We start from the raw sequence: 24,431 nt of genomic DNA on the forward strand, positions 1-24,431 counted from the left end.
TTTTAAGGATTTGTTGTTGTTGCATTGATTACACTTCCCGAACGTGTTTCCTGAATGGTTTTAACTCCTTTGGCAGTTTCTTTCTTAACACGAACCAAACCTCCTTCATTATCATATTCATAGAAAGTACTGTAGTTGTTTTCATCCAGTTCAGACATTAATTTGAATGTTTCAGGATCATAAACAAATGATTTTACACTTCCCTGAAGCGGATGAATTCTGATATCATCAAAATAAACCGGAATACTTGGGCTTAAGTTTTCTAACTCAATACCTATTGTGATTGTATTAGTTGGAATTTTGAATTTTTGAACCACTCGCTGCCATCCGTCAATAATGTCTCCACTTGCTTTTATAGATAAAGAATCAATTTTTTGTGCATCTATGTCAAGTGCCTCTTTATCATTATAAAATACTAATTGAATTACTGGGTTAGTGTAGGTTTTAAGTTGTTCAATTGATTCCTCTTTTACCCATGCGCTCAGGATATATTCTTTTCCAGGTTCTGGTTTGAAAGAAAAACAGTCATCACAAAAATCTTTTATTGCTGGAGTTCCGCAGGCAAAGTTTCCTGTGACAACTTTATCGGCAAAATATGTTTCATCAGAAGCCAATAAATCAAAATTTGAATGTCCGAAATAAGTACCGACATTAAATTGATTGATATCAGAAACAGGGAATTGAGTTGCAGAAAGACCTAGTAAATACTGTAATGATTTAGTAAGTAACGGCGTTGTTTTAGCTGTCAGACTATTATTTGATCCCAATGATGGATTATAATTAGGATCTAAATCTCTGGATAATTTACTAGTATATGAATCCCTGTCAACATAATTTCCGTTTTCGATTCCCACTACATATAAGTGAGGAAGTTTAGGAACAGTAACCGTTTTATTGTTATTATCAAATTTTGTAAAAGTCTCTTTTAATTTGGCTACATCGTCTGTTTGAGAACCGTCAGTGATCATTAAAACAAAAGTTGGTTTCATGGTGAAGGCCAAAGCGCCTTCTAAACCACTTCTCCAGTAATCAGAGGCCTGGCTAATTCCTGTCTCATTACCATATCTTTTTCCTAAATTGTCGATCCAGGCATTGAACCTGTATACATTGCTCGCAGTCATTTTAGTTGGTTCAATAAAATCAGTTCTTCTTTTGGCGTCATTATCACTGTCTGACATTCCCGTTATCGAAACGTAAATATTAGATCCTATATCATCATTTGTATACGCTTGTCGTGCAACAAATAATTTCAATTGTTTTTTGATTTTATTAATTTCAGTAAAATCAAGAGAACCAGATTCATCTACAACAAGAGCGATATGAGATACGCACGATAATTCCTTAGGACAAAAATCGATATTACGAACGTGTCCGTCTGAATTATTAGTAGCTCCGCTGTTATAACTAGTGGCAACAATAGTTGACGTTAGCGCATCTTTATATTTGTCTAAATTAATAGCAGTAACTGACCCCGAAGCTGATTTAGGAATATAAACTTCATTTTCGGCAGCAGTTGCTGAGAATGAGAAACTAATCGCTTCAGTTGTATTTGTGAAATTATAGATTGTTGCCTTTTTATCTGCTGTATAAGGAGCAACGGCAGCAATCTCTTTATGTGAGTATACGTTTACATTTGCTCCGGTTGGAGTACTTGCCAATTTACCAATTAAATTGATAAACAAACTGTGTATTTCCGGAGAAAGAGGATTGTCTTTTGTACAAGAAATATAAGGTGTACATTGATCAACAATGACATTTTTACTAAACAACGTTTTACAGCTTGTTGCACTGCTTGCCACCAATTCAATTACATATTCTCCACCAACTTGAGGTGTAAAAGTATATAGCCCTGTAGCATTTGTTTCTCTGTGCACAATGTTTCCAAGGGAGTCTGTACTTGTCCAGTTGTATGTTAAATTAGTTTCGGTTGTATTAAAAGCGAAGTCAATAGGTTCTTTGTCACAATATCTTTCCTCTACTTTAACAGGTTTTGTAAAAGTAGTAGAACATCCGTTTGCATCCGTAGCTACAACTTTTACTTCATAATCTCCTGCTTCTGTAAAAGTATGTGTATAGGAGTTTAATATGTTTGATGTTGCGGTTCCGTTTGCAGGAGTTACAGACCATTCGTAAGTTAAACCAGTTGCCGTAGATTCGAACGCGAAACTGCTTTCTGCATTGGTGTGGAATTTATCTGTGCTGGATGTTATTGTTCCTTCGGTTGGAGTGCAATTAGATACTTTTAATATTATTGGTTCTCTTTCTAATACAAGTGGAGACATATCTGGATTAGCAGCATGATAAGACCTACAAAAATATGTAGCAGCATTTGTTGCAGCTAGATTTGATATTGTGTAAGTAAGACCAGTTGCCCCATTAATTTCAACTCCATTTTTAAACCATTTATACGTGTCATTTTGAAGATAACGTTCATCGCCATCCGGATACATTTTGAATGTTACAGACTGTCCGATACCCTTGGTGATGGTCTCTGGTTGATTGATTTTAAATTGTGGTGAGTAATTAAATTGAGTAGTTATGTTTGTTTTATAGATTTGAAATTGATTACTAAAATCAATAAAACGGAATTTATTGGTATTAATAATAAAACTTTTTAATAAAGTTAAATTTGTAAAATCAGGTATGTTCCCTTCTAAAAGATTTTCACTTAGCCACAATGTTCTAAGATTTGGATAATTTTTAATAAAAGTAGGAATTGAGCCTATAATTTTATTGTTTGTTAAAAGAAGTTGCTCTAAGTTTAAATTAGTAAAACCTGACGGAATAAATGTAATGTTATTGTAAGGGAAGCCTATGGTTTTTAAAGTTGGTATATTGCTTAATGCAGAAATATCAGAAATTTTATTTTGAGAAATAGTGATTGTGTTAAGAAATGACAAATTTTGTAATTCAGTTGGCAATGAACCCGAATAATTATTTTGATCTAAATTTAAATATTTCAAACCAGTAAGATGATTTGCAATAAATTTTAAATCTGTCATATTACTTAAACCTGAACCAGTTAAACTTAGGTCTTGTAAATTTGTAAAGTTTTGAAAACCAGTAGGAATAGTTGTGTCTGAAAAATTACTATAACCAAGCCAAAGCGTATTTAGAGTTGTTAAAGTGCTAAATGCTTCCATACTTCCGTTAAGGGGATTGTCACTCAAAAAGAGTCCATATAACGCTGTTAAGGCACTTAAATCCGGAAACGGATTAGTACCGTTATTTAAATTGTTACTTTGTAAATTTATACTAGTTACATGACCATTATAGACGTTAATACCACGCCAACTATTTGTTACAGGTGTAGAAAAATCCCAACCAGTTTTATTTTTCCAGTGATCACCATCCGTACTGTCATATAGCAATTTTAAAGCGTCTTTTTCGCTTTGAGGTATTTCTGCCGTAGCTTTATTACTTTGTCCAGATTTAGTTTGTTGAAAGTAGATATCTTCTGTTTTTTTTGCTTCTAAATATCGATTTAATTGTAAGTCACGCAGAATAGAAATTTCACGAACTATATCTTGATCTTTAACACCATACTTTTTCAAAGAGACAGTTGTTCTGTCTGCATTAAAACCTATAGTTGCATCACTTAAGTCCTGAGCAAAAGAAGACAATGAACAAAACACCATGCAAAGAGTGGTTATCCAGTATTTTTTTATTTTAAGATTGTTTACCATAATCTAATTATCTTTTTTTATAACTACTTGTTTGTTAAAACAATTAGTGTGTTTTATCTAAGTGCGTTATATTTTTGTACGATTGCTTGTTGACATTTTACTTGAATCTGTTGGAGGAGGATCTGTCGAGTTACATCCTTGTTGCACGGCACTGATAATCCTTTTGCCCGGAAATACCGTTGTTGCATCTGTAACCAGTGTTTTTATCTCTCCGGAGCAATCAAGGTAGGTTACGTTATAACATAACTCAGTGTCTCTACTTTCAACATGAAGTTCCTGACAATCAGAGCAAACATCAACACCATTTGTATTTACAATGCTTGAGGCTGTAATTTCTTTGCATCCGTTGGTTATTGCACCTACTATAATTCTTTTCTGAACTCCAAAAGCATCTTTATAATCTACCCACGCATTTGTTGCAGGTTGAGCAGCATCGTTGGTTTGCCATATTCCTTCATATTTGTAAACTGATGTTTGCAATGGCGTTGGAGGAGGGGTGCCAGGATTACCGTTTCTCTTAACGATACTAATGGTTCCTACGATTGGAATACATTCTTGTGAAGGGCAGAAATTAATGTTTTCAACATTTCCACTTGCCATATTATAAGTCCCATCACTATAATTAGTAGTAACTGCTGTTGTTGCTTGTGGGCCATAAAATCTACTTAAGTCGATACTGGTAATTGTACCCGTTGCTGATTTAGGCAAGGTTACATCACTTTTAAATGTGTCGTCAGAGAAAGAGAAGGATATATATGTACTTGTATTAACAAACTTGTATATTTTACCGCCCTTACCCATAGTATAAGGTATAAAAGCAGCAATCTCACTTTGAGCATAAGAATTTACATCTGCATCATTTGGTGTGCTAACAAGTTTAGTGATTAGATCCATAAACAGGGTGTGTACTCTTGGGGCTAGGGGATTATCTTTTGTACAAGAAACAGTTCCGCCGCAACTTGTAATAAATATATCTTTAGTAAATACTGTATCACAGTTTTCTGTACCAGAAGTAGATAAATTTATTACATAATGCCCAAATGCAGTTGGTGTAAAAATAAACAGACCTGTTGTATTTGTCTCTGTAATAATAATATCCCCATTTTCCTTTGCAGCTGTCCATGTATAAATTAAATTAGGTTCATCTGTTTCAAATTTAAAACCATATGGATTATTTGCGCAATGAGTATCAGTGACCATTATTAAACTTATGAAAGTTGCCGTACAGCCTGTTTGATCTTTAGCTACTACTTTTACGACATAATTGCCTTCATATTTGAAATTATATATATAGGGAACTGTTATATCAGGATCGCTGGTGTTTATTAGTTCGCCTTCTTCTGATGTGACTGTCCAGGTATACGTGAGGTTTTGTACATCAGTGTAAAAATAGAATGAAGCATCCTGATTTGTAAAAATTGTGTGATCAGGATTTCTAATATGTCCAATTATTGCAGGGTCACAAGTATTAACTTGTCCAGGGCAAAAATCAATGTGTCTGATTTCTGCGCCAAAGTCACAATAATCTAAAGAGGCAAGATCCATCTTTTTACTCATTCGTCCTCCGCCACTATATCTGCTTTTACAAGATTTTATAAATTGCTCAGAAGATATATATTGACTTAAATCGGTATATATAGAATCTCTTATTGTTGTCTTTAGATTTGTTAAAGTAGTTTTTTTAGGGTCATATCCAATTCCCCATCCTATAATAGCATTTACGTCATATTCTCTGTTGGGTGAAAATGAGAAACGGGCTCCGAAAATTTTTTCCCTGCCATTTACTTCTGTATAATTTCGTGATGTTGATACATAATTATATATCTTATCTTTAGGACCATTCGTGATGTAAGGTTTTAAAGCAATAAACTCGGGTGAAGGAGGGCTTGTATTTATCTGTTCATCTGTTTCCCCCTGAATTGATCTTGCAAGAAGACTTACTAATAACTCTTCATATAATTCTTTTACTTTCTGAGATTTCGGATTCGTTGTTGTACAAGAATTATCAATGATACATTGAAGTTCGTTTATAAATTTTCTTTCACATCCCTTCACTGTATCTTTAACTATTAAATGAATTTCATATTTTCCTCCTTTATCCAGAGTTAAAGGAAAAAGATCAAGATTTGAAGAGGCTACCGAAATACCTCTTGAATTAAATACCTCCCATTCGTAAGTGAAATTTTCAGCTGAATTATAAGGGATAAAATACATATTTGTAGTTTCACCTCTATTTACACTTAGCTCATTGTAATTAGTATTGTCATTAGTTATATATCCCATGCGATCATCTGTATTAAAATCGCAAGTACTTAAAGGTGTAACTAATTTGGTATAATTAGTTATACAGCCATTGAGGTCTTTTAACACAAATTCTACCTTATATTCTTCAATTTTTGGAAATATTATAGAAATAGAAGGCTGGGTTCCAGAACTTATTAGAACTCCGTTTGAATCATATATTTTCCAATCAAAAGTAAAGTTTGATGGTGAATATCCAGAAACATAACCAATACTCAGAGTAGTTTCTGTATTTACTTCTACTCCTCGATAATCAGATAAATAGATTGCTACCTGATCATCAAAACGGTCTTTACTTGGAATAATACAATTGTTCGAGTCTCTGCCTGTTATTGTTTTTTCATAATCAGTACATCCGTCAGAATCTGAAACACGAAGTGTAATCTTGTGTTTTTCAAGTTTTGTCAGTGTAATAGAAAAATTAATAGTATTCCCGGATTTTATTAAAGAACCATTAGCATCGTAAAGTTTCCAATCGTATGTTAAACCTGGTAAAGGTGAATTATATCTTCCAAAAGTTATATCAGTCGCAGTATTGATAAGCGCACCATTATTGTCTCCTGCTGAATTATCTGAAAAATATATTTCACCATATCGACTGTAAGAATATTGCCCGCATTCTTGTGCAAAAGAGGCTAACGTACAAAACACCAGACAGAATGCGATTATCAAGTATTTTTTTATTTTAAGATCATTTACCATAATCGAGTTATATGTTTTTTAACTATTTAATTGAAATAGCATCTATTTTGTCTAATTGATTTATTAATCTTACTTAGTTTGTTTAGAACTTTTATCAAATTGTGGTGGATACGTGATACTTGTCCCAGTTCTAATGATACCAATAGTTGGAAGGCAGGCCTCTGCCGGACAAAAATCAATGTGTCGTATTTCTGATGACAAAAGACAATCATTTGGCTCTGGAACAAATTTAGTGACGGTTGAGTTTTGTGGTTTTTGATTAAAACAAGAAACTAAATAATCATCAGGAGATATAAATTGTTCTAAGTTGAGATAAATTTCAGATTCAATTTTTGAAGCAAATTCATTAGTAGTTCCATCAGCAATTTGTTCATAATCCCAAATTCCTTTTTTTACATATATTTTTACATCATATTCTGTTTCAGGTGAAAATGAAAACATAATAGTGGTTAATTTACCTTTTTCATCTCGAGAAGTTGAGTAATTATATATGTTGTTTTTAGTGCCATTGGTAATATAAGCTCTTAAAGCTGTAAATCCGGTTCTAGTGCCAAATGAGTTAATTTGAGCATCAGTTTCACCTTTTAGTGATCTTACAATTAGATTTTTTACAAAATTTACAAATACTTTTTTTACAATTTCTGACTTTGGATTTTCATATGTACATGAATTTTCGATCAGGCAGTTAATTGTTTTAGAAAATTTCTTAATACAGCCGTATTCATTTTCAAGGTCTAAAGTGACTTTATAAAATCCTGGATTTGTTAACGTTAACTGATGATTATTCTCAGTTCCAGAACTTAACAATTGCTCACTAGAGTTGTAAACTTGCCATTTGTAAGAATAATTTCTCTCAATTTCCTTAGTGGCATTAAACAAAAGCATTTTTGCCTCATTGATTTTTGTGGTCAATATTTCGGTATTATCCTCACTCTGAAAACCAATGAAACCATCTATTGTCTCTTCACTAAATTCACAAGCCTCCGTAACTTCTAACTCTCTGTCAAAATAATGAGGACAGTTATTACGGTCTGTAATTGTTAGTTTCAATTTTAAATTATCTGATGTTGTTGGTGTAAAAACAAATATTTCTCCTGTAAAAGAGGTTATAAGTGTATCGTCCATCTTGGTTAATTCCCAATTGAGTGTCAGATCATCTAAGTTCCACACACTGTATGGCCAAAATGTAAATTCATTTGGTTTATTTATTAAAACCTTAGGACTGTAATAGTTTGGATGGGTACGATTGAATATAATACCAGTTAATGAATTCGTCCTACAGTCATATATAGGTGTAATTTTTTTTTCAAAATGAGTTACACAATCATTAGAATCCTTAACATCTAACAGTATTGTATATTCTCCTTCTCCATATTGAAGATAAAGTTGAAATGGATTACCTCCTAGTGGATTATTATAATATCCTCCATCTTCAGGAATCTTGACATTCCATGTGTAAGTAAGATCGGTAGCTGTAGTTTCGAATGTAAAAGTAGCATATGTATATAAGAAAGGAGTATCAGTATCCATTTTTATTGTACCAACTAAAGGCGTACATGGTACTGGTTCAGTAACTTTTACAGTTTTATATAATTTAGTTTTGCATGCGTATTGATCTGTAATTTCTAAGGCAACTAAATAATCGCCAGGAGTGGTATATACCCATTCTGCCGTACTTGTTGTAGCGGTGCCAATTTCAACAGAGTTTGTGTTATAAAAAATCCATTTATAAGTAATATTAGTTGCTGTTGTTTGTAAAGAAAAAACAGTATTGTTGTTGGTTTTTATTTTTTCTGTTGAAGCTTTAATTGATCCTGCAATTTCAGTACATATATGTTTTACTTGTACTGTAACATTCTTATTAATTGTAGTAGCGCAATTGTTTTCATCAACAATGACTAAAGTAACTACATAATTACCGGCATAAGGATAAACCACCGATGCTGTACTCGTCGTTGCAGTACCAAGTGGGGTGTTGTTTAAACTATGAAATGTCCAATTATAAGTTAGATTTGTCGCTGTTGTATCAAATGAATACGTAGTATTTTCATTAGTATAAATAATTGGACTTGCTGTTTTTATATCTCCTGCAACAGTAACACAAGGTGGTTTTACCGTAACTACAGCAGTAGTACGGAAAGTATTGGTACATCCATTTGTGTCCGTGACAACTAGTTTAACATTGTAACTCCCAGGTACATCATAATACATGTTTGCATTATTGGTGGTAGAAGTTTCTACACTGTAATTAACATTTCGGTATAAAGTCCATTGATATGTTAAGTTTGTTGCTGTAGTATCAAAAAAGAAATTAGTAGTCGTTCCTGCAAATATGTTAGGAGATACTGTTTTTATTGTTCCTGTAGCAGCAACACATGAAGGAGCAGCAATATTTATATTTTTTGTAATAGTAGTGTTGCAATTATTAGAATCAGTAGCAATTAAAACAATTTTGTAATTTCCTGGAGCTGTATAAGTTTGAGAACCAATAGCTGATGTTTGATTTCCTTTTACTGTATTATCAGCATTGTAAAACGTCCAATTATAAGTTAAACCAGTTGCAGCAGTTTCAAGGGAGAAATTAATAGCTGTGTTTAAAGTTGGTTTTTCAGTGCTTACTTTAACTACTCCTAATAATGGATCACATTCATTAGGACAAAAATCAATATATCTGATCTCAGATCCGTATTGACAATCGTTTGGTTTTAATAAACTCTTGCCAGTACCATCCGATAGACAGGAAATTAAATATTGATTTGCCGAAGTATACTGACTTAAATCAATGTACAATCTTGGTTCTATCATTGAAGATTGTAAATATTCTAAAGGCATACCCTGGCTATATATTAAACCATGAGGAACCGAAATATGTACATCAGATACTCTATCAGGTGAAAAAGAAAAATCTACACTGGTAAACTCACCATTAAGACTTCGGGTTGATGTAAAATTGTATATTTTATCTTTTGGACCTGATGTTATGTAAGGTTTTAGAGCATTAAATTCTGCTGTAACAGCACTTGAATTTATTTGGACATCACTTTCGCCCATGATAGCTCGTGACATTAGATTTTTTAATAAATTAACTACTAATCCTTTTACAGTTGTAGATTGCGGATTTGTTTGGGCGCAACTGTTAGGTATAGTACAAATAATTGCTCTGGTAAATTGATGAACACAACCACTTGTATTTTCTTTAAGATCTAAAACTACTCTGTAAAATCCTCCACTAGTAGGCATAATCGGAAAATTAAGGCTGGTACCGGAATCGACTAATTGATCATTTTCGTTTAATAAACTCCATTTATATTCGAAATCAAATGCTGGACCATAACTCTGAATTGGGAAAGTTACGTTTGTAGTTTGATTTACAGTAATTGTTGCAGCTTTAAATAAATCAGTATTACTTCCAACCTGAACATATGCACGCCCAAATTGTGTTACGTTGTCGCACAGAGAAGATCCTGTTTTAAGGCTTACTAATTTTTGGAATGTAGTTTTACATCCATTTGAATCAGTAACTTCTAATGTGACATTATTAGTGCCAGGTCGAATGTAAGTATAATCTACGGTTTTAGTTGTAAAAATAGTAGATTCACTATCTTGAGTAAATGTCCATTTATATGATAAGTTTGTTGCAGTTGTTTCAAGAGAAAAATTAGTGCTTGTGCCAACAAAAACATCTGGTGTGGATGTTGTTATATTACCAGCAATAGGGACACAGCCCGCCTTACTGATTGTTATTGTTCTTTCAAATCTTGTAATACAGCCGTATATATCCACAGCAAGTAAAACAATTGTATAATTACCAGTTTCACTGAAAGATTTTGTTACAGAAGCGTCATTGCTTGAATCGTATGAACCATCGGGTTTAGAGAATGACCAATTGTACCCAAAATTACTTGAAGATGTATTTAAAGAAAAGGTTATATTTGAATTGGTTAGAAATTTATCTTCTGCGGGTAACATTGTTCCAACAATAGATACGCATGGTGGTTTTTGCGTTACCGCTATAGGTTTTACAAAATTAGTGGAACAGCCATATTTGTCAGTTATTTTTAGATTCACTTCATAATTACCTATTGCAGTATATACATATCTATATGAACTGCTTGTGTAAGTAGTAGAACTAGTTTTGTCTAAATTATAAAATGTCCATTCGTATGTTGAATTTTCAAGTGTACGATCAAAAGAAAATAAAACTGATGTATTAGGAAAAATATTCTGAGTAGAAGTTGTTATTGCTCCTGAAAGAGGAACGCAAGGTTTAGGAGTGATTGTAAAAAATTTTTCTAAGTCTATTCTACAACTAGAATTGCCCGGGTCCATTATTGTTAATTCTAACTTATACATTCCAGGCACACTAAATGATGGTGTTGCATTAATTGTTTCAGCATGGAATACATTGATATCATTCGAATTGTAAAAATTCCAGTAATAAATTAGATTAGTTGACGTAGTTTCAAAAGAGAAATTAATAGTTGTGTCCACTTCATTTTCTTCCTTATCCATTTTAATATTTCCAACAATATCAGCACATGTAACGTTCAAAGTAATAGGCTCTCGTGATAAAGCTAATTTCATACCGGGAAGATCGTGATATGATAAACAAGTATAAGTTCCTGAAAGACCTATAGATAGGTTGTCTATTGTGTAGGTTTGGCCGGTAGCTTCAATTATTTTTTGTCCATTACGAAACCATTGAAAAGTGTCTCCAGGATGTAAGATATCATCCATACACATTTTAAAAGTAACACTTTCCCCAGTTTTTTTGTCAAATGTTTGAGGGATATCTATTGGTGCTTGAGGAGAATGGCCAAAAGAGCGAGCATTTAAAAACGTAAATTGGTCTACAAAATCAACAAATCTAAATTTATTATGATTAATAGAAACAAAAGTTAATGCTGTATTAGAGGTTAAACTCGGAATATTGCCACTTAATTGATTATTATCTAAACGTAAAGTATTTAAGTTAGTTATAGAAGAATAGCTTGGTACTGAGCCAGTCAACTTGTTGAAACTAAAGTCAATGCCATATAATCCGGTAAATAGTGACAAGTCAGGTAATGTACCAGTTAGCTGATTATTTCCCATTTCTAAATAACCCAGAGAAGGAGTTGGTTTTAAGTTTGGTATAGGACCACTTAGTTGGTTTGAATTTAAACGCAAATAAGTTAAGTCCAAATTTGATAAATCTGGTATAGTTCCGGTTAACTTATTGTTAGAGAAATCTATAGACCGTAAATTAGTTGCGCCTGACAAATCAGGAATATTTCCTGCTATTTGATTATTGGCAAATGATAATTGTCTAAGATTTTTTAAATTTGAAACTTCAGGTATAGGTCCGGTTAGATTGTTGTTATATAAACTTATATAATTTAGATTTGGAAAATTATTAAAATAATTAGGGATTGGTCCAGTTAATTGATTATATGAAAAATCAAAATATAGTAAGCTAGTTAGGTTCGAGAGATCAGGAATTTCGCCCTTTAACTTACTAACTGAAATATCCAAATCAAATAATTGGGGCATATTATTTAGCCATAGAGGAATCGTTTCATTACTAAAGTCAGAAAAACCGATACTTAAATATCTAAGCTTGTTTAAACTGGATAAATCAGGAATTGGTCCTTTAAATTTGCAATCATAAACCTCAAGTGAAAATAAATTAGGAAGTTGAGTAAACCACGAAGGCATTACTGAAACATCAAAAGGATTTTGAGATAATGTCAGATGAGTTAATTTTTGTAAGGAAGAAAGATTTGGAAATGCTCCATTTAAATTACATCCCCCAAGACTTAATTGTTCTAAGTTATTAAGGTTTGTTATCCAAGAAGGAAAATTTTGGGGATTTAGGTTATTATAACCTAAATGCAGTTGTTTTAAATAACTTAAAGGTGTTAAATCTGGTAATATTCCAGTTATATTTTGTCTTACCATGTTAATTCCTTCGACATGTCCATTAACTACGGTTATTCCATACCAGCCGGTTTGTGTTTGAGAATTCCAGGAAGTAACAGGAGTGCTAAAATCCCATCCTGATCGATTGCTCCAATTCGTACCACCGTGATTATCATACAATGTTTTTAGTACCGCTTTTTCAGCTGCAGAAATGTCAGTAACTTCGTCAGCTGCAAGTTTACTTGTGCTGGATTTTGAAGATTGCTGTGTTTTTAGCTTTTGTATTAAACTAGCTTGTTCTTCTTTTTTAATTTGTGTGTACCGAATTAATTTCATATTTCGGAGCCTGGTAATCTCAAAAGGAATGTCCTGATCACTTACTCCGTGCTCTTTCAAAGAAGTAGTAAATCGAGCTGCATCAAACCCAATCTCCTGATCACTATATGTCTGAGTAAACCCAACAGTAGTAATAAAAAAACTAATTATAGTAAAAACTAATGTATATTTTAATTTCATCTGGATCTTAATTATTTTTTAGCGGTTACAGCAGGAGTAGTAGCAGTACTACATGAAACAACCTGTTTTTTTAGAGTAGCTTTTTTATTTGGCGAGATTTTCAAACTTTTTGTTCCAGTATGAGATTGTTTATTAGAAACAGAAACATCATTTATTTTTAGCTGAGCCTGAAAGTCAAAGTGAGAAGCATTTCCACAGTTCGATAAATCATAATCTTCAAAACCATCAGAAGCAAGCTCTGTATATTTTGTATTTGAAGCCACTGCAACCGGAAAACGATTGTTATAACCATATAAAGCCGAAGAATAACGTTTTAAAGCATCCTTATTTTCTACTTCCTGACCGGTAGGGTTGTATTGCGTAACTTCAGAAGCAAAAGTCCAGCGATCATAATTTGCAGCAGTCATTCCCCATACTTTTTTGTCGTTATCATACACATAAAAAGGGAAAAAGTCATTAAAGAAACCTGTTTTACGAGGCGTAGGATCTACGGTGTAATTTCTACCTGTTAAGTAAGCATATGATTTATTAGCTCTCCAGTTTCCTAAAATATTATACAGATACGGATTGTATGATCTTTTGATAATATCGTCTTCTTCGGCTGTATTGTTTTCTTTTTCATATTCAAATGCCAGATTACCATTTTCGAATACCATTTTAGGTAAATTACATTCACATTGAGAGGGCCAAACATTGTTGTATTGTACAGCAGAAGCATTAACAATTCTGTTAATAGCTGTGGTCGACATAAAAGGGTTTTTTCCTATACTGTCTTTTATAGTTGTAATGTTATTATTGCTGCCATAATTATATAACGGATTCGTCATAGAAGTTACACTCGCCATAGAAGCCATTTGCATGTTTCTGTGTCCCGAACGAATTACTTTTATTTTTGCTGTATTAATGACATCCTGTTTAACAAGTAATCCTTTTTCGTCAATAAGTTTAAAAGTAGAATTGGTTACATGAACGGCCCAGGCTTTCATCATTGTCTTCGTTTTTCCATCAGTAGCCAAACCATTAAGCCATAATTCATCACCATCAATTAAATAATCAGATTCACTGTGATTTCCTGTAAATTGATATTGATTATTTCCTGTTTTTTCAATATCCCATTCCAAACCAAGATTTTTGGCAGCCTGACTCATTCCGTCATAACTCCAGTATGCAGGAAAATTAAAATTAAAATATTTATCGTTATATTCATTAACTGTTTCCGTTAATAAAACATCTCCGTTTTCGGCATCATACGCAAGATTTTTTGTAGATACTTTAGAACCAAGATCGTATGCTATTTTTTCTGAAAGGATAGCTGTAGTATGAATCACCTTAGTTGTTACAGCCATTCTAATCTGACTTTCATGTTTAGAATAACTAGGTAAGGGAACAGGAATCATTACTACATAAATTCCGTAAATTATTGTAGCAAAGTTCAAATTAATACCAGCAGTTGTAGTTGTCGTCTTGGTTTCTCTAAAATCATTTATTACATCATAATCGACACCAACCAATTTAGAAGCAATAGCTCCTTTTGAATCAATTGTTTGAACAGTATTATTAAGCTTTCCTTGATCTTTACTATGTGTTTCGCTTATTGTATTGTACTTGTAATCGACTCCCGAAATAAAATCTTTTTGCCCTTCACCATATACACGTTGATTTTTCATTTTCCCATCCATATCATTAGTATGAATAGAATAGCCTTGTGATAATGTAATGTGATCCTTTACATTTAAACTAAGAATACTCGCTAATATATTTGATGTATCATAATTTGACGATAAAGTAGTTCGATCTACAATTGTTGGATAATCCTTACTGGTGTAAAATTCTGTAATGACAGATCCGGTTGCATGTTTTTTGACGGAACTTGTAATTTCATTCGACTCATTATATTTATCTCGTGGTAAGTTCGTAACGGTAACTCTGCTGTAGGTAACTTTAGGAGCAGGGAAAAAAGACTCTCCAAATGGTTCTTCAACATAATTATCATCGTCTGGACCTAACAATAGCTCTCTTCTTTTTTCATCATAAAAAGGTTTTACAAATGGATTTTCTTTACAGCCTAATGGCTCGTAAGTAGCTACGCCAGATGATTTTCCGTTTTCTGTTTGGTATGAATATCTTTGACCGTAAGATTGTTGGTATACCTTGTTGTCGGCATGATCTGTCATAACATCCCATTGATCATTGATTTTAATATCCTTAACTCTGCAGCCACCTCCAAGTTTTTTTGCATCCGGTTGTAGAAGTCTAATCCAAGATTTATTAGTAATAAATCTGCTTGCTATACCAGTTTGCTCTAATTTAGCATTGGGACTTTTAAAAATGTCAAGAAGTGTTGGCATCCAACCGACAAGCTCCATGACAATACTTTTTAAGTCAGTAGTGTCCTCTTCGTTCGTCATGCTGTAAACAAGTCTGTGAAGATTATGTCTTCCAAAATTCCACCCAGCTTTAGTAATAGGATTTACTTCATGGCTATTAGGGTTAAATCCATCTCCCTTCTCAACATAATCAACAGGTATAGCGACATATTGTTTTCCATTTGATTCAAGAAAACCACAGTCTACTTTTCCTTCTTGATTTTTAGCAGTATTAAGATATCCTGTTACATAATCGTATTTGTCGGTTCCATCAATTCCAGGTAAAGGATTAGGATTCACCATATTTAATAAGAATCTAAAATACAGTGGATTGCTTGCGTCTCCTACTGATTTTAAATATTTATCATAAAAAATATCCGGAATTTTTGAATCATTAATAGATAGTTGTTCATCTATTTTCTTATCTAATTCGACGTAGATATATTCTCCAATTCCTTTCTTCTCTATTCCATTAGAAATGTTTGCTGCAGTTAGTCCGGCTTTTGATCCGCTTCCTACTATTTTAAACATTTGCATTACGTCTTTATTTTGAACCGAACCATAATCATCTGATTCATAGTTTAATTGCATTTGACCTCCAGAAGGCAAGCGAATCGATTTTAACAGCCATGCACTTGTATATTGATCAGCATTGGTTTTATTGCTTTGGTCAACAAAAGGAAATTCTGGATTAGATAATTTTGATGTTGTTGCCGGACCCAATTGATCATTTGCAGGTTTGTAATTTCCCCATACATCATATGCCTTCATGTCATAATCTGGATTAAAACCATAATTAAAGACATACGGAGTATATTTACCCATATTAGAATTTTTATAGGTAAAATAGACTTTACTAAGCGTTAACTTTCCTTCACTTGTTATACTGTTATCAATGCCTTTGCAGAGACTATAATTATATTCAAAATTAGCTTCTTTTATGGGCGTAGCTTTATCGCCTTCAGCCAAATATTCTGGTTTTGAGTAAAGTGAAATCTTGTCTAATTTGAACATTTTGGATTCGTCTCCACGACCTCCATTCTCATCTTTAACGCCGTATGCATCATTTCGTTCTGATAAATGAAAAATAGCAATATGAGTTTTAGTTACAATTTTTTTAATATAAAGAAGCTCTTTTTCGCCATAGATGTAATTTCCTTTGTTGTCCTTTTTACTAGAACGTAACCCTTCATCATAATTTGCTTTGTTTTGTAAAAAAGGAATTCTCCATTTATACAAATGGTCAGCCGTTTTGTTCTCATACTCAAATTTGGTGTATGAACCTAAATCGTCATCAGTTGGACCATCATTTTTTAAATCTTGATAGTCAGATGATAATACAGATGTTAACAAGTAAGAGTGAGCATAAGCGGGAGTTGTTACCCTATTAAAATATTGGTCTCCGTCTTTCTTGTTTCTTGCTGAATTGTCAACATTAGGATTGTAATTTACTAATCCAGTTTGAAAGTTGACCTCACCGTTTGGATTGCTTTTATCGCTCACATCAAATGTAACTTCTCTCTTTGTAACATTGTATGCCGCTCTGCCATAAATATAACGTTCACCACCTTCCTTAGTAATTCTAATCTCAGTAGTATGATGGTCTCTGGAAAAAGCACTGGGCTGATTTTTCGAACCAAATCTTTTAGCTTCAACTTTAGTAAGTTTTTGTATAGATTGATTTCTTGATAAACGAGATGATTCTCTCTGGATACTTCCTGTGTTTGCTATGGTTCCAGTATTCTTAGAGTAATTTAAGTTAGTACTTCTGGAAAATTTACCGCCACTAATACCTAATTTTATAGGATTGTAACCTCCCAGTTTGTTGTTGAATAAGTCAAGCTCTTTATCAACATGTGTACCTCCAATATTTTTAAAAAAGACTTTTTCATAATCAGGCCTTTTTCCTTTTTTTTCTTTAAATCTTCCTAAAGCCGGATTTGAGTTTTCCCATAATTTTGTATAACTTTTACCTAGAGTTACACTTGCATCATAACCCCAGTGAAAGCCACCACCTGCTCCAGTTTCAATTCCTAAACTACCGCCGTAGCTATCGTCATTTATCTCATTATCATAAACATAGCCTACTTGTGATTTGTACGGTCTGAATGTTCCTGAAACACCTTGTCCTAAAATATTATAAATATCATAGGTGTTATTAGTAAGAGGTAAAGAAGTTGTGTTTTTATTGAAACTTCTGTCTTTTTCTCTGTTATAATCTAAAATAGAAGATTTATCAGCGTTATATGTGTTTTCAAAACCATATGCTTTTTCAATTTTATATTTTTCAGAGTCTTTAATTCCTTGGCTAGTTCTATATCCTTTAAATTTCATTCCTGGTTCAAGCCCCCAAAATTCAAGTTCTATATTTAAACCAAACATGAAATTTGTGGAAACCATTCCAAGGCGTTTTGTTGGTGTATAAGATGCATTAATTTGACTAAGTGACCCTCCAATTGTACCAGTTGCAGTACCATCTTTTCTTTCTTGACCTTTCCATGCTTCATTTTTATATTGTTTGGTTGGTGCAAAAGACATTGAGGTACTTTCAATACCTTTTCGACTATTATAACTAACTCCTGTATTCATTCCAAGAGAATAATTTTTCATAGATTCACTTGAAGATTTTAGACTATAAGAAGCATATGGAGCAATAGTAACGCCTTCAGATGCAGAAGATTCCATGTTCATTCCTACCCTTAAGTTATCTGCAATTTCAAAACTTACGCCTCCCGTTGCTGCGGCTCCAAAACCATCATAATTATTGTATTTAATTGCCATTCCAAAATCTACTTTAGGCTTTCCTTTTGCTTCTGTTTTTGTGCCATCAGGTTCATTTGTACCAAAACCAGCCAGAAAAAGACTTGCACTTGACCCAATAGTTACATTAGGTTTCATGTTATTTTCATAGGTCATTTCATCCCCATTAAAATCATCCGGCAAACCTCGCATTTGTCTCGTAATTTGTCCAACGTTAAGATCCCAGCCTAGTCCCACCCAAGATGCTTCCTGATCCATGGTTACGCCAGAATTGTAAGCTAAGTTTATCGGATAACCACCTACATCCATAATTGGAATGTTGTAATTAAAATCACCACTTGCCAAGTCAACCATATCAGAAGTTCCAATAGGAGTAAAGGACTCAAATTCCGGTTGTGATGGTCCACCGGTTAATGCATAAATTTGCATGGGTTGAAATGTTTCCAAAAGAATCATCATAGCTAAATAAATAGCAAGAGTTTTTTTAAACTTATTAATTTTTGGCTGAATCATAAGGCTATTTGAGTATAGGTGTCTTTAAATTGAAATTTTAATGTTCCTTTTCTAAAAAGGAAATCAGTATAGACTAATTGTATTTTTTCGTTAGGATCAATTCCTGAAAAAAACAATAAAACTTTTTGGTAGGGTGCTATTTTATAATTGCGTTCGTAAGTAACTCCTGAACAGGCAATGGTATCTTTTTTTGAAGTAACAACGTAGAAATCTTTTTCTAATCCAAAAGACATATATTTTACAGCATCGGTATATTCCATTCCTGTAAAGTCATTGCCAAGTAAATCTTTCTCTTCGTCTTGTTGAAAGGTAAATTCTATAATACGTTCTCTTTTGTTTTCTTCATAAAGAGAATCAACTGATATTAGATTTTCATTTCCTAAATCTTTTAATAAGTAATATTGAATAGGAACTTCAATTGCAGTAAAATCTATATCGTCGGCTTTTTGAGTGTAAGCACGAGATTTCCACCCTATTTTTTCAAGATTAAAATAGCGGTCTTTGATTTCAGAATTTTTGAAATCATCTTTTGTTTCTTTTTTACAGGAGATACATAGAAAAACACAAAAAACACAAAACAACTTATTTAAGTCCTTCATATCTTTTGTTTATGTACGTAAGTAATTCTTTTGTTACTGTGATTTTTTCATCGGCATACAAAACGTTTGTTTTGTTTTCGGAGCCAATTATAAGTTGGTAATTATTTTCTTTAGAAAAGTCTTCTGTGTAACTGTGGATTCGTGACCAGATTTTTGAAGATTCAGTTGTAGCGAAGATTTGATTAAATTGTTCTAATTCTTCCTTTCCCTGAATAAATTGTTTCATTAATATTTCTTTTTCAGAAGCATTAATAGATTTTGATTGTATTTGTGTGTATAAATTATCAAGAGCTGTTTTTCGATTAATAAATTCCTTTTCACCAGTACTTTTTAATTCTTTCGTCATAGAAAATCCGTCAAATAATTCTGAATTATCTACATATACAATTTTAGTTCTAGATGAAAGTCCCGTAAGAATTACATATAAAATTAATGCGAAAATTAGTAAGGAATTGATAATGAGCAACAAACTGCTCGGTTTTTTTACCATGGAAAGACTTGTTAAAAATTTTCGTAAATGTAAGTTTTTATTTTTCTTAACAAAGAAAATTCTCATTTTTTTTCTGTTAAATCGTGAAAAAATTGTAAATTGTTGTGAGATTTATTGTGTTTAATTTAATAAATTAAGAAAAAATCGAATTTAAATGTATTCTTTTACTTACAATTTGATTTCTATCTATTTGATCTTAAATTGGTTAAGATTTTGTTAAATTAGATCTTACAAAATTAAGATTTCTTATCTTATTAAGTTTGTTTTGAAGTGAAAGGACAGGATTTTGAGAATTGCTAAAATATTAGAAGATAGAAGTTTGAATATAATTTTTTCAAAATTAAAAACGACTAATTTAGCTCCTGTAGAATTGCAAAGCTTGAAAGAAAAAAAAGAACAAAAAATAATGAAAAAACGAAATCTTCTGCTTCTAAAAAAATAAAAAAAACCGTATCACAATAAAGTAATACGGTTTTTTTGTGGAGAATACCGTCCCGAGACATCGGGAGAACCGGTGACCTTCCCGATGCATCGGGATACTCTAGCCTTTTGTTTTAATTAGGTTTTCGATATATTTTCTGCTTTTCATTTTTTTGATTTCTAATTCCCTTTGACATGCTTCACTTCGGGTAAGGAAAGTTTCAAAATATTTTAATTCCCAATCTTTAGCCACTTTTGTGTATTTACTTCTGCTATTCAAATGATCTTGTAAACGCTGTTCAATATCTTGACATGAACCAACATAGTATTTGTTAATTGTATTAGAGTATAGAATATAAGTGTAAAACATAGGTATTATAAATAAAAATACCCAAACAGTTGTTTTAACTATTTGGGTATTTTTGTAAAAATATTTGTGGAGAATACCGGATTCGAACCGGTCACCCCTTGCCTGCCAGGCAAGTACTCTAGCCAAATGAGCTAATCCCCCTTTTTTTGTTTTGTTTGCTTTTGAAAATAGAATCGGTAGCCCTCCCGATCAGATCGGGATACTCTAGCCAAATGAGCTAATCCCCCTTTTTTGTTTTGTTTGCTTTTGAAAATCGAATCGGCAGCCCTCCCGATCAGATCGGGATACTCTAGCCAAATGAGCTAATCCCCCAAAGCGATAGCAAATAAAGTCAATTAATTTTCAAAAAACAAATTTCAAATCGCTTAGAGCAAAAATAATTACCAAAACCGTAACTTTACGTTCAAAACTATTTTTATGAGTTCAGAAAATCAAAACGGTACATTACAAACTACTTTTCAAAACGCAGTTGCAATTGTGCAATTTGGCCATCCGGCGAGTAATTCTTTTCCCCGTGAATTATTAAATCGTTTAACTGCCGAAATTAATTCGTTGAGCCGAAATGAAACCGTTTCAGTTATTGTTTTACAAAGCGAAGGTTCGAAAACTTTTTGTTCCGGAGCTTCGTTTGATGAACTTTTGGCAGTAGAAAATGAAGAACAGGGGACAGAATTTTTCTCTGGCTTTGCTCATTTGTTAAACGCAATGCGCAACTGTTCTAAAATTATCATTGGCCGCGTTCAGGGAAAAGCCGTTGGTGGTGGTGTTGGAATTATTGCCACTTGTGATTATGTTTTGGCTACACCGGAAAGCGCTGTAAAACTTTCGGAGTTGGCAATCGGAATTGGACCTTTTGTGATTGAGCCAGCCGTTTCCAGAAAAATTGGTAAAACAGCGATGACCGAAATGACCTTGGCGGCGCAAAACTGGAAATCGGCTGAATGGGCTCTGGAAAAAGGACTTTTTTCGGAGATTCATAATTCAGATCAGTTAGATATCGAAGTAGAAAATTTTGCCCAAAAATTAAGTTCCTATAATCCTGAAGCTTTGTTTGAAATGAAGAGAATTATTTGGGAAGGAACAGAACAATGGGAATCTATACTTTTTGAACGTGCCGCTATTACAGGAAAATTGGTTTTGTCTGATTTTACAAAAAATGCTTTGACACAATTTAAAAAATAAATAAAAGGGAAATTCCAATATTTAAATTCCAAATCCCAATAGAACTTGGAATTTGGAATTTTTCTTTATTTGGAATTTATTATTTAAACGGTTATTAATTTGTAAATTTGCAACCTAAAATTCAAATCGATGAGTAATATCAGAATTACAAAGCAATTTAATTTCGAAACCGGGCATGCTTTATATGGTTACGACGGAAAATGCAAAAACGTTCACGGACACAGTTATAAATTATCGGTAACAGTTATTGGTTCGCCAATTACAGATCGATCGAATGTGAAATTCGGAATGGTGATTGACTTTTCGGATCTAAAGAAAATTGTAAAAGAAGAAATCGTCGACCAATTTGATCATGCAACTGTTTTTAACGAAACTACGCCGCATATCGAATTGGCAAATGAATTGAAAAATCGTGGTCATCACGTAATTTTAGTTGACTATCAGCCAACAAGTGAAAACATGGTAGTTGATTTTTCGAAAAGAATTATTTCTCGTTTGCCTGCAGGAATTTCACTCCATTCGCTTAAACTTCAGGAAACAGAATCTTCGTTTGCAGAATGGTATGCAAGTGATAATCAATAAGAAATCCCAATTTTTTAAAATTCCAAATCCCAATTGTGAGTCTAACTCATAACTCATAATCCATAACTCATAACTTTCACGGAATGAAAAAAGTATATTTTGCTTCTGATCAGCATTTTGGCGCTCCAACTCCTGAGTTGAGTTTGCCGCGCGAACAAAAATTTGTTGCCTGGCTGGATGTTGTTAAACAAGATGCAGAAGCTATTTTTTTATTAGGTGATTTATTCGATTTTTGGTTTGAATATAAAACTGTTGTACCAAAAGGTTTCGTACGGGTTTTAGGTAAACTGGCAGAAATTCGCGACAGCGGAATTCCGATTTATTTTTTTGTTGGAAACCATGACTTATGGATGAATGATTATTTTGAAACCGAATTGAATATTCCGGTATATCATGATAATAAGGAATTTACTTTTAATGGAAAAACGTTTTTAATTGGTCACGGAGACGGAAAAGGTCCTGGCGATAAAGGTTATAAACGAATGAAAAAGGTATTTACAAATCCGTTTTCAAAATGGCTTTTTCGTTGGTTGCATCCGGATGTTGGCGTAAGTTTAGCACAATATTTATCGGTTAAAAATAAATTGATTTCCGGCGATGAAGATGTCAAATTTTTAGGCGAAGAAAACGAATGGCTGGTTTTGTATGCCAAACGTAAACTCGAAACCAAACATTATAATTACTTCATTTTCGGACACCGTCATTTGCCAATGATTATTCCTGTTGGAGAAGAATCCAATTATGTAAATCTTGGTGACTGGATTGGTTATTTTACTTATGGAGTTTTTGACGGTGAAACCTTTGAGCTTCAAAAATTCGAACAATAGTTACTTTTTATTAGTTGGATAAACCGCAATTTTGTGTGTTCGCAGCATATAATTAGATTTCTTTTTGCTGTTTGACGCCTGAAAAGTAATCGCATTCGACATTTGTTTTGGCATATGACATTCTACACAATTATTTTGTAATGACTTTTTTGATATTGTCGTCAAAGTCATTTCGGTGTGTTTTGTTTGCTGATGACAACTCATGCAGATTTTAGAATAAACAACCATGTTTTGCGACGAATTTTCATGTGGATTATGACACGTCATGCAATCCATTCTTTCACTTTTCTTGAAACATTTACTTTGGGCAAGCAGCCCTAATTGATTTCCGTGAACATCATAATGAATACTGTCATTCGATCCCGGTATTGCTCTAAAATAATCAGAAAGTTTATCTCCGGGTTTAAATTGAAAACGTGATTTTATCTTTGCTTTATCATTTCCTGAATGGCAAAGTGCACACGCATCTATTTTCTGCTGTCTTGTTAGTTTTTTGAATGAAACAATATTTTGAGCAATTTTTAAATCGGGAAATTTTAAATGCTTCTGAACGTGCTGTTTGGCCGGTCCATGACAGCGCTCACAATCAATACCGTATAGTAAAGTATTTTTGTTCATGAAATCCTCTACTTCAATAGTCATAAAAGTAATACTGTCAGAGCTGGTTTCAACATATCTGCTGGCAATATTAGAGCTGTGACAGCCATAACATTCCTTATCAATTTGTCTTTCAAAATTTACTTTAGTGGCAGAATAACCCGGACTGGTGGCCCAACTGTTTAAGGATTTGTAATAAGAAAGAGGTAACTCAAATGTATAGTGGTTTTTCCAATATGCACTTGTTTGTGCGTGTTTCGTTCCAAAAAGAACATCAAAAGAATGGGCTTCTACTTCTTTTCCATTTTTATAAAGTACCTGATAAAGACTATCGTTACGTTCTTCCATAACAAGTTTAGTATCTTTATCATAAACAAAAGTATTGCGGCCATTTGTAAAATGTCCTAAAATATTTTCTTTGGTAGGAGGAGAGCTTGCTTTAAAATGCGAACTGTGAAAAGCTGTTTCATATTGTGCCTGATGACATTGAATACAGCTTTCAGAACCGGCATAATCGGTTCCGCGTGGGTCTATGTAATTATCAGATTCATTTTTGCAGCCCATTAATAACAAGACCAAAGCAAAAATGGAAAAAAGAATAGCTGTTTTTTTCATTATT

At 33.0% G+C, this 24,431-nt stretch carries 11 protein-coding genes and 1 tRNA gene; 3 read left to right on the top strand and 9 right to left on the bottom strand.

Features of this window, described 5'->3' with window-relative positions:
* Positions 1-2 precede the first annotated feature (2 nt).
* The 8 genes from BUE22_RS19810 to BUE22_RS19845 form a co-directional block, all read right to left on the bottom strand.
* Complete coding sequence (locus tag BUE22_RS19810) at positions 3-3,686, bottom strand: PKD domain-containing protein (protein ID WP_124020511.1); 3,684 nt, start codon at positions 3,684-3,686, stop codon at positions 3-5.
* Between the two features lie 66 nt (positions 3,687-3,752).
* Positions 3,753-6,659: a hypothetical protein gene (locus tag BUE22_RS19815; protein WP_124020510.1), complete on the bottom strand. Its 2,907-nt coding sequence runs from the start codon at positions 6,657-6,659 to the stop codon at positions 3,753-3,755.
* A gap of 99 nt (positions 6,660-6,758) precedes the next feature.
* Complete coding sequence (locus BUE22_RS19820) at positions 6,759-13,106, bottom strand: PKD domain-containing protein (RefSeq protein ID WP_073397664.1); 6,348 nt, start codon at positions 13,104-13,106, stop codon at positions 6,759-6,761.
* 11 nt (positions 13,107-13,117) lie between these two features.
* Positions 13,118-18,745 (bottom strand): hypothetical protein, encoded by a 5,628-nt coding sequence (locus BUE22_RS19825; RefSeq protein WP_073397665.1) that lies wholly within the window; start codon positions 18,743-18,745, stop codon positions 13,118-13,120.
* Positions 18,742-19,344: a hypothetical protein gene (locus BUE22_RS19830; protein WP_073397666.1), complete on the bottom strand. Its 603-nt coding sequence runs from the start codon at positions 19,342-19,344 to the stop codon at positions 18,742-18,744. The genes BUE22_RS19825 and BUE22_RS19830 overlap by 4 nt, the downstream gene beginning before the upstream one ends.
* Positions 19,328-19,834: an OmpH/Skp family outer membrane protein gene (locus BUE22_RS19835; RefSeq protein ID WP_159438490.1), complete on the bottom strand. Its 507-nt coding sequence runs from the start codon at positions 19,832-19,834 to the stop codon at positions 19,328-19,330. Before BUE22_RS19835 ends, BUE22_RS19830 begins: the two co-directional genes overlap by 17 nt.
* Before the next feature lie 541 nt (positions 19,835-20,375).
* On the bottom strand, positions 20,376-20,624 hold the full coding sequence (locus BUE22_RS19840; protein ID WP_073397668.1) for a GIY-YIG nuclease family protein: 249 nt from the start codon (positions 20,622-20,624) through the stop codon (positions 20,376-20,378).
* Positions 20,625-20,691: 67 nt separating this feature from the next.
* Positions 20,692-20,765: transfer RNA gene (locus tag BUE22_RS19845), tRNA-Ala, on the bottom strand.
* A gap of 276 nt (positions 20,766-21,041) precedes the next feature.
* Here BUE22_RS19845 and BUE22_RS19850 point away from each other — a divergent pair.
* From BUE22_RS19850 to BUE22_RS19860, 3 genes are all read left to right on the top strand, one after another.
* A complete protein-coding gene (locus BUE22_RS19850) occupies positions 21,042-21,806 on the top strand; it encodes an enoyl-CoA hydratase/isomerase family protein (RefSeq protein WP_073397670.1) in 765 nt (254 codons plus the stop codon).
* A 129-nt stretch (positions 21,807-21,935) separates the two neighbouring features.
* On the top strand, positions 21,936-22,388 hold the full coding sequence (locus tag BUE22_RS19855) for a 6-pyruvoyl trahydropterin synthase family protein (protein WP_042565621.1): 453 nt from the start codon (positions 21,936-21,938) through the stop codon (positions 22,386-22,388).
* Positions 22,389-22,471: 83 nt separating this feature from the next.
* A complete protein-coding gene (locus BUE22_RS19860; RefSeq protein WP_042565620.1) occupies positions 22,472-23,215 on the top strand; it encodes a UDP-2,3-diacylglucosamine diphosphatase in 744 nt (247 codons plus the stop codon).
* On the opposite strand, the gene BUE22_RS19865 is transcribed toward BUE22_RS19860, so the two are convergent.
* Complete coding sequence (locus tag BUE22_RS19865) at positions 23,216-24,427, bottom strand: multiheme c-type cytochrome (protein ID WP_073397672.1); 1,212 nt, start codon at positions 24,425-24,427, stop codon at positions 23,216-23,218.
* Between the last annotated feature and the right edge of the window lie 4 nt (positions 24,428-24,431).

It is taken from the genome of Flavobacterium pectinovorum, from assembly GCF_900142715.1.
Classification (GTDB): domain Bacteria; phylum Bacteroidota; class Bacteroidia; order Flavobacteriales; family Flavobacteriaceae; genus Flavobacterium; species Flavobacterium pectinovorum.